At 68.2% G+C, this 15,024-nt stretch carries 8 protein-coding genes and 8 pseudogenes; 2 read left to right on the top strand and 14 right to left on the bottom strand.

All coding sequences use genetic code 11. The features are described 5' to 3' along the window. Nucleotides 1–69 precede the first annotated feature (69 nt). Entirely contained in the window at nucleotides 70–831 is a 762-nt protein-coding gene (locus CGL27_RS48570) for a class I SAM-dependent methyltransferase (protein WP_119994065.1), read from the bottom strand. Between the two features lie 369 nt (nucleotides 832–1,200). Between CGL27_RS48570 and CGL27_RS52875 the strand changes: the two genes are divergently transcribed. Further along, on the top strand, nucleotides 1,201–1,728 hold the full coding sequence (locus CGL27_RS52875; protein WP_240450906.1) for a hypothetical protein: 528 nt from the start codon (nucleotides 1,201–1,203) through the stop codon (nucleotides 1,726–1,728). On the opposite strand, the pseudogene CGL27_RS48560 reads toward CGL27_RS52875, so the two are convergent. From CGL27_RS48560 to CGL27_RS53370, 6 genes and pseudogenes are all read right to left on the bottom strand, one after another. Then, nucleotides 1,689–1,871: pseudogene (locus CGL27_RS48560) on the bottom strand (hypothetical protein); the annotation flags it as partial. The gene CGL27_RS52875 and the pseudogene CGL27_RS48560 overlap by 40 nt on opposite strands. Nucleotides 1,872–2,026: 155 nt before the next feature. Next, nucleotides 2,027–2,191: pseudogene (locus tag CGL27_RS52870) on the bottom strand (ISL3 family transposase); the annotation flags it as partial. 199 nt (nucleotides 2,192–2,390) lie between these two features. Then, nucleotides 2,391–2,447: pseudogene (locus tag CGL27_RS52865) on the bottom strand (hypothetical protein); the annotation flags it as partial. 707 nt (nucleotides 2,448–3,154) lie between these two features. Continuing rightward, a pseudogene (locus CGL27_RS48540) lies at nucleotides 3,155–3,355 on the bottom strand (transposase); the annotation flags it as partial. 188 nt (nucleotides 3,356–3,543) lie between these two features. Then, entirely contained in the window at nucleotides 3,544–6,105 is a 2,562-nt protein-coding gene (locus tag CGL27_RS48535) for a glycoside hydrolase family 97 catalytic domain-containing protein (protein WP_276147917.1), read from the bottom strand. Next, complete coding sequence (locus CGL27_RS53370) at nucleotides 6,053–6,337, bottom strand: hypothetical protein (protein WP_162952807.1); 285 nt, start codon at nucleotides 6,335–6,337, stop codon at nucleotides 6,053–6,055. The genes CGL27_RS48535 and CGL27_RS53370 overlap by 53 nt, the downstream gene beginning before the upstream one ends. 23 nt (nucleotides 6,338–6,360) lie before the next feature. Between CGL27_RS53370 and menC the strand changes: the two are divergent. Beyond that, nucleotides 6,361–7,278: pseudogene (menC, locus tag CGL27_RS48530) on the top strand (o-succinylbenzoate synthase); the annotation flags it as partial. Nucleotides 7,279–7,394: 116 nt separating this feature from the next. Here the strand turns inward: menC and CGL27_RS48525 are convergent. The 7 genes and pseudogenes from CGL27_RS48525 to CGL27_RS48495 form a co-directional block, all read right to left on the bottom strand. Beyond that, nucleotides 7,395–7,502: pseudogene (locus CGL27_RS48525) on the bottom strand (AbfB domain-containing protein); the annotation flags it as partial. A gap of 143 nt (nucleotides 7,503–7,645) precedes the next feature. Continuing rightward, the gene (locus CGL27_RS48520) at nucleotides 7,646–8,569 is read right to left on the bottom strand and encodes an aminoglycoside phosphotransferase family protein (protein ID WP_078646545.1); all 924 of its coding nucleotides are present in this window, start codon (nucleotides 8,567–8,569) and stop codon (nucleotides 7,646–7,648) included. Nucleotides 8,570–8,880: 311 nt separating this feature from the next. Further along, complete coding sequence (locus tag CGL27_RS48515; protein WP_119994061.1) at nucleotides 8,881–10,500, bottom strand: multicopper oxidase family protein; 1,620 nt, start codon at nucleotides 10,498–10,500, stop codon at nucleotides 8,881–8,883. Between the two features lie 94 nt (nucleotides 10,501–10,594). Beyond that, on the bottom strand, nucleotides 10,595–11,101 hold the full coding sequence (locus CGL27_RS50575; protein ID WP_162952806.1) for a hypothetical protein: 507 nt from the start codon (nucleotides 11,099–11,101) through the stop codon (nucleotides 10,595–10,597). 699 nt (nucleotides 11,102–11,800) lie between these two features. Then, nucleotides 11,801–12,028, bottom strand: a pseudogene (locus CGL27_RS52855) (transposase); the annotation flags it as partial. 521 nt (nucleotides 12,029–12,549) lie between these two features. Further along, nucleotides 12,550–12,746 (bottom strand): annotated as a pseudogene (locus CGL27_RS48500) (Gfo/Idh/MocA family oxidoreductase); the annotation flags it as partial. Nucleotides 12,747–12,890: 144 nt separating this feature from the next. Beyond that, nucleotides 12,891–15,017, bottom strand: coding sequence for a hypothetical protein (locus CGL27_RS48495; RefSeq protein ID WP_162953243.1), 2,127 nt, complete (start codon nucleotides 15,015–15,017; stop codon nucleotides 12,891–12,893). Between the last annotated feature and the right edge of the window lie 7 nt (nucleotides 15,018–15,024).

Genomic DNA, 15,024 nt, shown 5'->3' with positions numbered 1-15,024 from the left:
ACCCCCTCCCCACGCCCCCACTGCTGCGCTCGCGTCTGCGCACTCCCGAGGTGAGGGTGCTCCTCCACGTCACGGACGAGTGGCCACCAGCAGATCAACCACGTAGGTCTCTTCCACTACCTCGTCGGGGAAGAACTCGCACAGCCGCCTGCGCTCCTCGGAGAGAAAGGCACGCTTGTCGTCCTCCGCAAGGACAAGGAACGCCGAGCGGCTGCTGATATTGGCAAGGTGCGTATCGAGGGGGATCACGCGACTCCACCGCACCTGGCGGCGGGCGACCCGGAGCCCGGACAGGCCCGCGAGCCGGACGGCGTCGCTGTCGTCGGGACGCACCCGAGAAGTCGGCTTCACTCCGCAGTGGTCCGCGATCCGCTGGTGCTGCTCTCGAATCCAGGGCACGTCGAAGGCGGTGGTGTTCCACCAGATCGCGAGCGCACCGCCCGGAAGCAGGACTCGCAGTGCCTCCGGGACCGAGCGGGTGGTGTCGGTCCACTGCCAGGACTGTGCGTAGGCGATGAGGTCGTGGGAGGCGTCCGCGAGAGGGAGGGCGTTGCCGTCACCTCTGATGATCGGCACATCCGGGAGCACGGTGTGGAACTTGGCGGCCATGGCGTCGCCCGGCTCAACGGCGATCACGTCAGCCCCGCGCTCACGCAGCAGGGCGGTGGCGATTCCGGTGCCCGCGCCGATATCCGCGACGCGGGCACTTGCCAGGGGACGGCTGGTGAGCTGTTCGATGCGGTCGAAGAGCGCGGGAGGATACGAAGGTCGACTGGCCGCGTACTGGTCAGCCGCCGCGTTGAACGAATGGGCGCGTGAGCTGGTGGTCATCTCCACATCGTCCCCTGCCCCGCTGACTGCCCGCCCGGTGATCACTTTCGGTCACAGCACCAGGGGACCGTGCCCCTGTGGGGAGCAGCGGCACGGCTTCACACATAGACGAGTGTGAAGCGTTGAGAGTCAGACCCGTCGCACGCATCGCCCTCGATCCTGGCACCGTCGCTGACGCCCGTCACGGTCCAGCAGAGACCCATGGACGACGAGCTGAACCCGATGCCCGGCTGACCGTACTCGGCCGAAGTACGTGAAGCGCTGATGCAGGGACCCCAGGCACTCCTGCTGGACGATCGGCCAAGTAACGGTGTTGCCTTCCCATGAGCTGCCGATAGTCAGGCACTTGTCCGCGAACGTCCTGATCTCGTGGGTCGGGTTCGCGACGCCATCGTTCATGCTCTTGAAGCGCTGGGCGGGAAGATTCTGGCACCGGTTCTGTTCAAGCGAAGCGCCGTCGCTGGCGCTCTGGTTCCTGATGGTCAGGCACTTGCCCGTGGACGTCTTGATCTGAACGAGGTGGTAAGCGGGGGACGCCTGCGCGGGCTGAGCTACTCCGATCACGGAGGCAAGGACTGCTGCGGCGGCTACGGCCACTGCCCGCCGTCGCAGGGACCTCATCATGGTGCCGATCACGTGGCCTCTTCTCCTTCGATGCCCGGAGCCCGCGCGGTGCTGCGCCAGATCACCGACGGCAGCTATCCGTTCCGCCCACTCGCGCTGGGTCTCGGCGTGCTCTATGCGGCTGACGATGTCTTTCTTGGACGCTGCGTCCAAGGTCTCCGGGATCTTGTCGAAGGTGTCGGGAAGGATGTCGAGCAGTCCCCAGATCTGTTCGCCAGTGCTGACGGTCAGTACCCGAACCTGCTGTCGTACTCATCGAGGCGACCGGCGTAGTGGGCCTGCTGCCATTCGTCGAGAGATGCGGCCGCGACCGGGGTCTGCTCAGGCCCTTGGAGTTCGACCTGCCGGGTCACCCAGCCTTCGGCATCGACCTCGAAGTAGAACCAGACGTCTTCCTCGTCCCAGTAGCGGCGCATCCACGTCGTCACCAGGCCATGATGCCGGGCCATCGCCGCGGGTAAGAGCGATCTCCATTCCCGCCTGCGCGGAGAGCACATCTCGGCTACGTCGCCGCCGACCTCGGCAACCGGGCTTGGCCCGGACGTACCCGCCATGTGGGGCCCACTGTCTGTCACGCCAATAGGACGTGTTTGCACAGGAGTTGGAGGCCTGGGCGGCCGAACATCTGGCGTTTGAGCCTCTTGGTCCGGTTGACATGGCCTTCGACGGCGCCTGAGTTCCAGGGCAGGGTGAGTCCGGCGATGACGGCGGCAAGGTCGCGGTCGATGCCGGCGGCGAGGGTGTGGAGGCTGAGTAGGTCGTCCTACCGGACGGCGTCGAGCCACCTCGGCGAGTGCCTCCCACAACGTCGCGTCATGGACGGGACGAGCGGCGGCCGGCAGGTCGCGGCCCGCATCGCTGACCTCGGTGGAGATGCCACGACGATCGGTGGGGCACAGATGTCGCGCAGGCAGCCCCTGCTGCTCCATGCGATGGACGAGGCGGGTGGTCGCACTCGGGCTCAGGGCGATGACAGCGGCGAGTTGGTTCATACGCCATTCGTCCTCACGGCTGAGCACCTCCAGTACCAGGTACTCCTTGAGCCCGAGCCGACATGTGACGCGCAGCGCACGCTCGATCCTCGTATCGATCCTGGCGTGCAATGCGGCCAGCGCGTGCCAACACTGGGCGCGGCCCTCCGCGGTGTCATCCAGCAGTGCCACGAAGTGCCCCCTCCCTTCGATGTACACACAGGGCAACGCCTTCGTTCGGTGAGTGGGCACGACGTGTGACCCCTCGGGAGGGAGAAGTCACTCAGGTCGGGCCCGGTGACGCCCGTCGGTCAGTTCTGGCTCGCCGACACAATATGGTCGTGCGGGTCCGCCTTGTGGGCCCGCCGGTAGGAACCCGGCACCAAGTCGTCCAGCAGGTCGGGGCCCTGAGGGGCCCACGACGCTGCAGGAGCAGCCCGGCCCCCCGTTCCTGCGCACCGCCGCGCAGGAGGCCGACGTCGTACGGACCGACGGGCAGATCCGAGCGGCGAAGGCCAGCACGGGCCGGGTCGTCGCCTGCATCCATTGAGGCGTTCCCTGAGCCTGCCTCCCCGAGAACCAGGGCCCTCTGGCCCAGTACCAACAGCCCCTCGGCCGACGGCTGGTCGGCGCAGGCGCGGACGTCGCAGTCGGCACACACCCGCACTGCATGCACCCCGTCGAGCGGTGGAACGACGGCCGCATCCTCTACTCGGCTGACAACTTCCTCTGCCGGTGATGGTGGAGATGGTGGAGATGGCCTGCCGGGATACCTCGGCGCCGTAGACCTCCGCCAGGTGGGCCCGGACCTCACCGGTGGTCAGGCCCTTCGCCACCAGCGAGATGACCATCTCGTCGACGCCGGTCAGACGCTTCTGCCGCTTCTTGACAACCTTCGGCTCGAAGGAGCCGTCCCGGTGGCGAGGTAGGCCAGGCGCAGGAGCACGCCAGATCATGATGCCATTCGAAGACCTGTGCAGGTGAAGACACCGGGGCGAGCGTCGAGGAGAGCCGAAGATTGGTGATCGGCGTTTCCACCTGCGTAGATGATGTATCGGCGCCCACAGACCCGCCGCCCCTCACGGTGGAGGTGAGGGGCGGCGGGTCGGGGCGGGAGTCAGTCCGCGCAGGTGATGCGTGCCAGGCCCCAGTCCGCGTGGTCGAAGTTCTTGCCGTCGCCGGCGTCGCCGACGACCAGGCTCAGGGTGTGCATGCCGGTGGTGTCGGTGGTGACGTCGACCGCCGCCTGGCCGCTGCGGACCACGTCGGTGGCGGCCAGTTGCCGGCCGTCACCGAGGGCGGTGAACGTGACGCTGCCCTGTCCCTCGGCCTCGTCGTCGACGCCCACGTGAGCCTCGAAGCGGGTACAGCGCCCCTGTATGTCCATGTCGATGCGGGCCGGCGCGTGCATGCCCAGGCCCTTGTCGTACACGGCTCCGCCGATCGTCAAGGGATGCCCGTCCTGCCTGCCGCTCTCGCCGTTGGACTGGTCACGCTCGACCGGTCCGTAGCCGTTGGTCTGTGTGAGGAATGACTGGTCACTGGCGTAGATCGTGCCGTGCAGGGGGATGGCGACCCGCACGACCTGCTCCACATGGATGAGTGGGGCTTTGTGCCCGGCCGGGTTGGCGTAGGTCACGGAGACGGGCACCTCCACAGCGCCGCCCGGCTGGTCCTTGCCGACCGTCACCTTGAAGTGGCCGCTCAGCGTCTTGCCCTCCTTGAGCGACCCGGCCAAGACATCGGCCCCGGTCACGGTCCAGCCCACGGGGAGCCGGTCGGCGTCCAGCGTCATCCGCACGTCGTGCAGTGCGTCTCCTCGCGGCAACACGAACCGCGCGTTGATCTTGACGGTCGTGCCTGGGCCCGCGGTCGCGGTCGTGGGGTCAGGTGTCAGGACGGTGGTGGGCGCGGTAACGACAGGCTCGTCGCAGTCGGTGCGGCCCTTGGTGGCGGGGCAGGCCAGCGCGGCGAAGCCGCCGTTGTCGGACGTGAGGACCGTGTAGGTGTCCTTGGCAGTCACCGTACGCACCGTGCGCTGCAGTTGGTTGCCCTTGTCTGTGACCGTCTCCAGCAGCCACTTGCCCTTGCCCAGGAAACCGAGGGGTGCCTTCATCGTGTCACTCGTGCCCGCAAGAATCCCGCCGACGAACCAACGGTCCGCGCTGCGGCGCGCGATCACGACCTGCCGGTCGCCGGCCGGCCGCCCCCCGGGTCCTCCGGAAAGCAGGTGCGTCTCGTCCCAAGCGGTGGGGAGCTGTTCGAGATAGCGCTCGGCCACCGGCTGGGCAGCGAAGCCCTCGGGATTGTCGCCGAGGCTCGTCCAGCCGGACTCGAACACCACGGGCAGCGCCAGTTCGCGCGCGAGTGTGCCCTGCCGGCCGGGCCGGGAGAACCAGGTCGGCGTGTAGTCCATCGACCCGACGATGTTACGGGTGAAGGCCAGGAAGATGTCGCGGGTGGGGTTCTGCCCGTTCTCCTCGCCGCGGACCGCCTCGACGCTCATCACCTGCGGCCAGGTTCGCTGCAGGCCGCGCGGGATCGTCGCGCCGTGGAAGTCGATCATGAGCTTGAGCCTGGCCGTGTCGCGCAGGATCGCGTCGTACCACTGAAACTGCGCCTGGGAGTCGGAGGACATGTAGTCGACCTTGACGCCCACGACTCCCCACGCCTTGACCTTGGGCAGCCAGACGTCGCGCTGCTGCTGGGTCCTGAGGTCGTTCCAGTCGAACCACAGCAGCACGTCGACGCCGCGGGCCCGCGCGTAGCGGACCAGCTCCGGAACCCAGCCCTCCTGCCAGCCGGCGTCGACGAGTGTGTACTGCAGTCCGTGCTCGGCCGCGTAGTCGACGAAGTCGCGCTGCCGGTCGAAGTCGCCGGGGCTTGACCCGTCGCTCAGCCAGGACCAGTCGTCCATGCCCGGCCGGATCCACGAGGTGTCCGCGACCTTCGACGGCGGCGCGAGATCGTCCACAAGGGTGGAGCCGACCAGCGTGTCCAGGCTCCCAACGATCGCGGTGCGCCACGGCGTCGCCAGGGGTCCCTGCGAGGTCACGGGCGCGTCGTCCGCCAGCGCGACCTGGTACGAGGAGCTGCCGTCCCGGTGTTCGAGGTGGCTGCCGGAGTATCGGCCGTCGACGTCAGCCTCGGTCAGCAGCACGAAGCTGCCGTTCACCTCGAACAGCGTCGGGTAGCCGAACGAGCAGGTGTCGCCGCTGCATGTCTTCGGCTGCGCCTCGTTGGCCGCGCCCGCGGTGGTCTCGGTGCGCTCGGTCTCGTAACTGGGCTCGTAGGGCTGCACCCACGCCTTGGCGTCCGTCGGCAGCCTGAAGGTCGACACCTCCTGATCGATGGTCACCTGGCCCGGTCCGTCCAGCAGGTACCGGTAGGCCACGCCGTCGTCGGACACCCGCAGCACCACGCCCAGCTGCGCGCCGTCGGCCGCGCGAAAGGTGAGCGTGGCCTCCCGCATCGTGGTCGTGCGCTTGAGCTGCTTGCCCGTGGTCATCTTGTAGGAGTCGTGGACCGTGCGGTCCTGATCAGGCTCCGGCCCACTTATGGATGGCGCCGCCGCTGCAGGTCCAGATCTCGGCCGCGTTGAAGGGCCAACCGTGCATGAGTTCGTTTCAGGCCGGTGCAAGCCGAACTCCGCAGCGGGTGCCCAGCCAGCGGCTATCACGGACGACGACGTGACCTGCCTGCATCACCCAGCGGATACCGGTCGGCGTGCGCCGCGGGTCGGCGTACGTCGCGGGTCGGCGTACGTCGCGGGTCGGCGTACGTCGCGGGTCGGCGTACGTCGCGGTGTCACCGACCGTTGCCCGGTCGAATGCCACCAGGTCCGCGACCAGACCGGGCGCCAGCCGTCCGCGGTCGGGCACCCCGAAGACCTCGGCGGTCAGCCCGGTCATCTTGTGGATGGCCGTCGGCAGGTGACGTTCTGCTGCCCCGGATCGCCGCCCTCCCGGAGCCGGCCGCGGCGGCCCTCGCCCCCGCCATGGCCGCGGGCAAGGGCCACGAACTGGCGAAGGCGGCCGTGGAGACCGCCGTGCTCGACGCCGAACTGCGCGGCTACGGGATGCCGTTGGCGACCTTCCTCGGCGCGGTCCGCGACCGGGTGCCCGCCGGGGTGTCCGTCGGCATCAAGGATTCCCTCCCCCAGCTGATCGACGACATCGAGAGGTATCTGGAGGAGGGCTACCTCCGCATCAAGCTCAAGATCGAGCCGGGCTGGGACGTGGAGCCGGTGCGAGCCGTACGGACACGGTTCGGCGACGCGCTGCCGCTGCAAGTCGACGCCAACACCGCGTATACCCTCGCCGACGCCGCCCACCTGCGGAAACTCGACGACTTCGGACTACTGCTCATCGAGGAGCCACTGGCGGAGAACGATCTGCACGCCCACGCGCGTCTCCAACGGCGGCTGACCACTCCGGTCTGCCTGGACGAATCCCTCCACAACGCGGCGGACGCCGCCTCCGCGATCGCCATGGACGCCTGCCGGGTCGTCAACATCAAACCGGCCCGGGTCGGCGGCTACCTCGAGGCCCGTCGCATGCACGACCTCGCCACCGCGCACGGCGTCCCGGTGTGGTGCGGTGGCATGCTGGAGACCGGCATCGGCCGGGCGCCCAACCTGGCGCTCGCCGCGCTCCCCGGATTCACCCTCCCCGGCGACACCTCGGCCTCCGGACGGTACTTCGCCGTGGACATCACCGAGCCGTTCGTCCTGGCGGACGGCCACCTGCCGGTGCCGACCGGGCCCGGCATCGGCATCACCCCGCTGCCGGACGTCCTCGCCCGCTTCACCACCGCCCGGTACGCGCTGTACGCCGCGAGCCACCCCCGGTGAACCCGGCCCTGCGGGTGACGGCGGCGCCGCACCCACGACACCACCCTGCTTCCACCCGACGACCGCCACCAGGACCACGAGCAGCACCACCACGATGGGGCCTCCGGTGCTCGGCGGCCGACGCGGAAGGTCGCGTCCTGCTGCTCGGTCGCCGTGGAGATGGGGTCGATGCGTAGGACGTAGTTGGAGTGGCGGACGTAACGGGCTGGGTAGTTGTACGACTTCAGCTGGTTCCGGACCGGGGAGCCCCATTTGGCAATCGGGTTGTTGTGCTCGGTGGTTCCGGTGGCTGGTGGTCGTCGTCGCCGCAGGGCCTGCCTGCCGGCTGTCATCCGGTGCGATCCGGGACCGGCGTGCGCAGGCGTGGCTAACGGTTCGGCAGCGACTCCGCAATGGCGACGGAGGACGGGGCGAGCGCGGTCGCACCGCCCTCGATGTCCCACAGCTCGTTCTGCAGCAGCCGCCCCAGCGTCCAGCCAGTCGCACGTGCACGGTCCAGGCCGAGGACCTCAGTAAGCAAGTCGAAGCGGCGCCGCACCATGCGCAGAGTGTCGCCCTTCGCGACGACGTCCTCCCACCGGCTGTCCAGGGCGGGCCACAAGTCGAATCCTGGATCCCCGGACAGCGGCTCGGGATCGATACCGAGCCACGGCTCGCGTTCCGCGGCGAGCACGTTGTCGTAGTGCAGATCCCAATGCAGCATGCGGTCGCCGGGTTCGCCGACCAGTTCGGCCACGGCCGACGCCCAGCCCCGCAGGAGTTGCTGGTCGGCCGGGTCAGCCAGAGCCATGACCGTACGCGGAACCTGCTCCAGCATCTCGGTGGCGATGTCACCGAGGCTCCTCAGCCCCTGCGGCGCGGGGAGACGGACCAGCCGCGCCTGAAGCTCGGCAAGGATGCCCATCGCAACGTCGTCGTCCTCGATCGAGGTCAGCGTGCGGGCACCGTCCAGCCGTTCCAGGAGCATGGTGCTGCTCTCGGGATCGTGGTCGAGCAGCCGCACCATCCCCTCGCCGTCCCAGGTGCGCAGCCCGATGAGCGCGGCGATGGTCTCCTCCCTGGGCATCTGAAGTTTGAGGACCGCGCGCGTGCCGTCCTTACGCAGCACCGGCAGCACCAGCGAGGCTTCCCCTGCTCCGGCCGCGCCGTCCCGTTTCAGCTCCCAGCGGTCCAGGAGTTCAGCAGCGAGAGCCGGCAGTGCGGCGATCCAGGCCATCCCTTCCTCACCGAAGCTTCTGGCGTACGACGCGGCCAGGGGCTGCGGGATCTCGACCAGCTTCGACGTGCTCATGTCGGATGTCCTTCAAAGGCAGTTGAGTTTCCCGCCGCAACCTACCGGAGAGCAGTGGGCGGGGCCCGCTCAGTGACACACCCCGCCCGCCCCGACCCGTGCCACAGATCTGGGCGACACCCTGAACCTGCGCCGCTGAACCGACTCGCGCGGTCTGTGCCGCTCACGGAACAGGTCTGAAGGCCGTACCGTGCCGCCTCCCGCAAGGCCCGCCGCAGCGTCCACGCCGACGGCGCCGCCTGCCACGGCGTGGGCTCGGGGACGAGTCCGCCCCTTCGCGGGCTCGTCCCTGGGTGGGCAGTCGTCTGCGATCAGGACTGGTAGGCCACCAGTGCCATCATCCCCGCCTCGCCGTGGTAGGCGTTGTGGCAGTGCAACAGCCATTGTCCGGGGTTATCCGCGTCGAACACGACGGACACCTTCTTCTTGGGCAACACGATGGTGGTGTCCTTGCGCGGACCCGTACTGCCGATCTGGTACGTGTGGCCGTGGAGGTGCATGGGGTGCCACATGTCGGTGGTGTTGACGAAGTCCAGCCGCACCCGCTGACCCTCTTCGACACGCAGCGGACTCGCGTCAGGGTTGTCCATGTCGAACCTCGCACCGTTGATGGCCCAGTTGTACTTGCCCATCCCACCGGTCAGCTCGATGCGGTGGACCCGGTCCGCCTTCTTCGACGACAGCCGCACATCGTCTGCGGCGCGCAGCTGAGCCGCGCTCGTGATCAGGCCGTCCAGCTCCTTGGGGCGGACGGTCGGGGACGGCTTGCTGCCCGAACCGGTACGGATCAGCGCCATGGCGTTCGCTTTCTTGCCCTCGGCCAGCGCGACCAGAGGGAAGACACCGTCCTTGAGGGTGACCAGGACGTCGTAGCGCTCTCCCATGCCGATCAGCAGCGCGTCAGTCCGACGGTGCTCGACGAGGTACCCGTCGGTGTGGGTGATGGTCAGCTTGTGGCCGCCCAGCGCCACCCGGTACGCGGTGTCCGAGCCCGCGTTGATGATCCGCAGCCGCACTCGCTTACCCGGCTTGCCGGTGTAGACGTCCGGGTCCTGCGGGACCCTGCCGTTGACCAGGTGGTACGGGTACTTCACATCCCCCGCATCGCCACCGAGGAGCCTGCTGTCGGCACCCATGAGCATGAACTTCATGGACATGCCGTCAGCGGAGTCCGAAGGGGATGGCGACGGACTCGTGTCCATGCCGCCCATATCGTGGCCACCCGGGCTTTCAGAGCTGGGGCTGCTCCCGCCCATACCGCTCATACCGCCGTGGTCCATCCCGCCCATGCCCTGCTTGAGCTCCGCGAATGCCTCGTCCGGGGTGCCGGTGACGCCATCGAGCCAGTCGTCGAGGACAACGACCCACTCATCGTCGTAGGACAACGGTTCCTTCGGGTCCTCGACGATCAGCGGGGCGTGCAGGCCGCGGTCGAGCTGGACGCCGACGTGGGGGTGGAAGAAGTACGTGCCCGGTGCGTCGGCGATGAAGCGGTAGGTGAAGGTCGATCCGGCGCGGACCGCATGTTGGGTGGCCGGAGGGACGCCGTCCATGTCGTTGCGCAGGGCAAGGCCGTGCCAGTGAATGGATGTGGTGGTCCTGCCCGGCAGCTGGTTGTTCAGCTCGGCGGCCAAAATGTCCCCGGCCGTGAGTCGGATCTCCTTACCCGGGGCCTGCCCGTCGAAGGCCCAGGTCCTCGCCATGACGCCGCCGCCCAGGTCGAGCCTGACGGGCGCGGCAGTCAGGCTTCGCTTCATCACCTTGCCGGCGGACGGGCGCTTCTTCTCCACGCGAGCGACCGCGGAGCCGGAGGGACTGACCAGACCGGGGGTGCCGCCGGAGCCGGAGGCGCTGTTGCAGGCGGCGAGCGCACCAGCGCCGGCCGCTCCCAGTCCGGCCAGCAGAATGGATCGGCGATTGATGCTGTTCACAGAAGTGGTGTCCTTGTCTCGATATGCCATTCAGGTCACATGCGGACATGGCTCCTCGCCCCGTCGCCGGGGCATGGATGCCATGGGGCGCGGCCTAAATGCGCAAACGAGAAAGGACGGAAAGCAGGTCGGGCGGTGCCCGCTCCGCCGTGCCGGAGGAACCGCGCTCGGAGCCGGCCGCGTGCGGGGCGGCGTCGCGTTCGGCGTACGACATCGCAGGCGGCGCCGTGAGCTTCAGCGTGTTGACACTGGAGGCGGAACAGTGTTCGACGCCCGCACCGCCGCAGGCCATCTTCCCGTACCCGTACATGACCGGATCGGCCTGAAGTACCGGCCGCGTGGCCACAGAGCCCGCCGGAGCGTCGGTGGTGGCTGGTGCGGCGCCCTGGTGGGTCCCGTGCTCGGCGGAGTCCATGGGCATAGCCATGGCGGCCATCGCTCGCGAAGCATCCGGCGAAGTAGAGGTCCTCACCGAGATCGCCTGGTGGTGCACCAGAACGGCGATCACCAAGAACAGGGCGATGGCGGCAGCACGAGCCCAGCGGACCGCACCACTATGGGTGCGGGTCAACCGGACTTTCCGCACGGTCATCGCTTCCACCCACGCTCCCTGCCAGGGGACCGCCAATATACCCGCGAGGGGTAGGAAACCGCACACCCCCCTTCGGCCGGATGTGGGCGCGCAGCCCACCGCGTAGAAGCATCCCCCGCAGTAGCTGGATGTGGCAGTGCCCCGAGGGCGCCACCGATAGGGCCGCGGCATCAGTCGTGAGCGACGAGCGCGACCGGACACACCGCATGGTGAAGCAGCTGCTACCGGCTCCACCAGCGCCGATAGCTGCGCCAGCGACCCCTGCCGCCGCCGCGACAATGCCAACCAAGGTTTCACTTTGCAGGGCCCCGGCGGAGCGTGTCGCGCACCAGCAGGATTCGGACCTGCCCGGCGTGGCCACTCGACCCGCCGCCGCGCGCCCGGCTCCGCCCTCACATACGCGCGCACCTCCGGGTCCACTCCGGTGGAGTGGAGCATTGAGCATCCTCTCGCACACCTCGAGGTCATCGAGCGGGTTACGGCCGTGCGCAGATGTCGTTCGCCGATGATGAGGACGCGGTCGGTGCAGTCGGGCCGCGCTGTGCGTATCCATCGTCCGGCGAACGCGTTGGACCGGGGCCTTTGCGGCGGAGCCAGGACGACGGCCGTGCCATTGCCGGCAAGACGGCGGCGAACGCGGCGGTGAGCGAGGAGACACGTAGTGCGTGGGCCAAGCCTACGGCCCACTCTCCTCGCAACTCGCCAGACTTACAGGTGGATGTGGCTGGCTTTGCGCTCGTAGCGACGGTGTAGACGTCGACATCCGGCGAGCCAGGCCATGGTCTGTTCGATGGTCCAGCGGTACTGGCCGAGCCGCTGGCCGGAGTCTGTGCCCTTGCGGGCGATACGGGGAGTGATGCCACGGCCGCGTAACCATAGCCGCAGGCGGTCGTAATCGTAGCCCTTGTCCCCGTACAGCTTGCCCGGCCTGCTTCGCCGCGGGCCAACGACCTGTCCATCCGCGGCAGCTTCAGTTACTCCGCCGCCGCGTGGGCCAAAACCGTTCGGCTGCTGAGCACCTCCGCGTTCCAGCGGCTCCCCTGGTGACGCACCGGTACACCATCGATCAGCACGCCGAGGCGCTGCGGATGCTGGCGACCGGCGACGGCGGTCCGCGCGGGAAGATCCTCTTCGACATGGGCACCGAACACGGCCATGGCCGCGCTGCGCACCCGGCCAGGCGAAACGGAGGTGATCCACGGTGACCGAACCGACCGAGGCTGAGGAGACCCGACTGCGACGGGCGCCCGCGCTGATCGGGTACGAAGCCGGGCGCCCGGACCCCGCGGCGTCGCTCCACACCGTCCCGGCGGCGGCTCGCTCCCCGCGCGGACAGCCGCGTGTCCAGGCGGCACTCGCCGTAGCGGCAGCCGTCTGCAGTCCACTCCCCATACCCGCCCAACGGCCAACTGACCATGTAGGACATGGTGTAAACCCCGAGGTACTGGCCGGGCTCAGTACTGGAGAACCACCGACGCGTACGTTCCCGAAGCGTCTCGGTGGCGGCGATCTCGTCGTACTCGGCGAGCGAGAGACACAGCGGCTTCTCGCACAGCACCCACGCGCCCGCGTTCAGCGCGGCCACGGTCTGCGCCCGAGATGGTGGGGTATCGATCAGGACCGGGCCGGGGTGGACGGCGTCGAGCATCGCGTCGCCGGCGGCACGCAGGCGAGTGGGGGTGGAGGACATACGGTCTCCTCCCCTCATGTGAGTCAGCGCTCGCACCTGGCGGTCGCCGGGGCCACGGAAATATCAGGTAGAGACGGGCCCCGGCGTCGCGCTGTTTTTGCCCCTGGCTCAGATCGCCTCCAGCCAGAAGGCTTTGCCCTTCGAGGTGTTCTCGGACAGGTCGACCGGCAGCCCCTCGGCTCGGAGTTGCCACCCGGTGAACTCCCCCTTGGCGGCCTGGGCCTGGGTGCCGTCGTCGTCGATCGTGATGTCGGTGACGGCGTATGTCGTACGGTCCTTCAGCCAGCGCACCTTGGCGTCGACGGTGGTCTGTGCCGTACCGGCCGCGGTCGCGATCAGCAGGGCCGTACGGCGCGGGGCGTCCGCCCACATCCACACGTACGGGCCCTTGCTGCTGTCCCCTTGTGCGGTGTCCCAGCCCTGGCCGAGATACACGGGCAGGAACTGGCCGTCCGTCAAGGCGGTGATCTCGGGCCGCCTGCGCCAGGCGTTGAACACGCCCATCAACTTTACGGCGGCATCAGGCCACTTGGTCGCGTCGCCGGGGTCCTCGGGGAACTTGACCGCGCGCACGGCCATGTAGGAATAGTAGTCCTCCATGCGGCCGGTCATCTTGCCGCCGTTCATGTACGTCGAGTTCATCGGCAGGTGCCCGAACGCGGTGAGCGCGGTGCGCAGCGACAGGTCCTCTCCGGTGATGCCGCCGTTGGAGGTGTTCCAGCCGTTGTACGCGATGTGCAGGAGGCCGTTGTTGCGGTCGCCCTGGGTGGGGGCGATGTCGAGTTCGCTGGTGAGCTTGGGCAGGTACTGGGGGTTCTTGGTCACCAGGTCGTTGAGCATCGTCCGGGTAAGGACGGCCTTGCGGTAGACGTTGTCCCCCGCGTGCGAGTACGCGGTCGTCTGCTCGTTCTGCCAGTACTCGGTGAGGTCGATCATATGCTGGGTTACGCCGTAGTCGTTGATCAAGGACTCGATCTGCCGCCTCTTGTAGGCGAGTTGGGCCGGGTCGGCGAGGTCACGTCCCTGGAGGTGGCCGCCGCCGGTCAGCGAGAACCAAACTCCGAAGCCCAGATTGACGTCCTTGAGGGACTTGGAGAGTGTGGCCAGGCTGGTGATGGACTTCTTCATGGAATCACTCGGCTCGATGGTGTCGCGCGTGGTGTTCCAGTAGTCGTCGAGCATCACCATGTCGAGGCCCGCCCGCTTGGTCTGCGGGATGACGACGTCGTAGTAATAGCCGGGGGGCAGTTCATGGCCCGGGCCGCCCCGGTAGTCCCAGTCGTTCTGGTGGAACAGCGTGGTCGTGCTGTGGTACTTGAACCGCTTGCGAAAGTGCAGCTCGTCCGCCATCTTGCCGTCGACGACATCCCCCTTGAAGACCGTGAGGTTCACTGCGAGGTACTCGAACTCCTCCCCCGGGAACAGCGTCAGCTGCAGCGACTCGGGGTGCGTGTCGAGCGAGACGGTCTCTTGCTCATGCCAGGCGTTGATGCCCGCGAACGGCGGCAGCATGTAGTCGTTCGAGTAGTTGCTGTTGCCACGCTGCGTCTTCCAGTTGAGCTCGGGGCTCATGCTCCACCCATCCCCCGTGTCGTACACGGTGAGGGCCTTCTTCGGCCAGGACTTGCCGACGGGCTCGGTGCTCAGCGACCCGCGGGTGCTGAACCACTTCATGTTCGGGACGTAGTGGAGGGTGTGCGGCTCGTCCGGAAGACACAGATCGAGGATCGTGGAACGGGTGAGGGTGAGGTCGCTGGACGGGTCCTCGTTGCGGACGAGGGTGCAGTAGCGCAGGCCCGCGTCACCGTCGTAGATCTCGAAGACCAGGGTGACGGCGAAGTGGCGGGGCGTTGTCCTGCGCAGCGGGATGCGGACGCGCTCGCCGACCCGCCAGGACTTCTGCTGCGTGCGGACGGTGATGACTTCGGTGCTCGTCGCCCCCAGGCGCCACCCTTCGTCGTCCGCGCGGACGGTGTCACCACCGTCGAGTTCGTGGGCGAAGAGCAGCGAGGGTGCGCTCAAGTAGTCGCGCCCGGCCCGCTTGTTACGGAGCTGGGTGAGCTGGATACCGCCGCGTTCGTAGGTCACGGTGGCCTTGAGGGAGTCGTTCTCGAAGGTCCACTGCCTGGCCCTTCGCCGGATGCTGTCCGACACCGCGGCTGCGGTTCCGGTGCCTGCGGCCAGGAAGGCGGCCGAGGCCGTGCCGAGGAAGAGACGGCGGCTCAATGGGGGCATGACAGCA

The organism is Streptomyces sp. 11-1-2 (assembly GCF_003595545.1).
Taxonomy (GTDB): Bacteria; Actinomycetota; Actinomycetes; order Streptomycetales; family Streptomycetaceae; genus Streptomyces; species Streptomyces hygroscopicus_B.
Note: the sequence above shows the minus strand (reverse complement) of the source record. Positions and strands in the feature narration are given on the sequence as shown.

Excerpts from the sequence above, each read along its gene's own strand:
- CGL27_RS48570 (WP_119994065.1), bottom strand. The coding sequence starts at position 831 with ATGACCACCAGCTCACGCGCCCATTCGTTCAACGCGGCGGCTGACCAG.
- CGL27_RS53370 (WP_162952807.1), bottom strand. The coding sequence starts at position 6,337 with ATGACCGGGCTGACCGCCGAGGTCTTCGGGGTGCCCGACCGCGGACGG.
- CGL27_RS48520 (WP_078646545.1), bottom strand. The coding sequence starts at position 8,569 with ATGAGCACGTCGAAGCTGGTCGAGATCCCGCAGCCCCTGGCCGCGTCG.
- CGL27_RS48495 (WP_162953243.1), bottom strand. The coding sequence starts at position 15,017 with ATGCCCCCATTGAGCCGCCGTCTCTTCCTCGGCACGGCCTCGGCCGCC.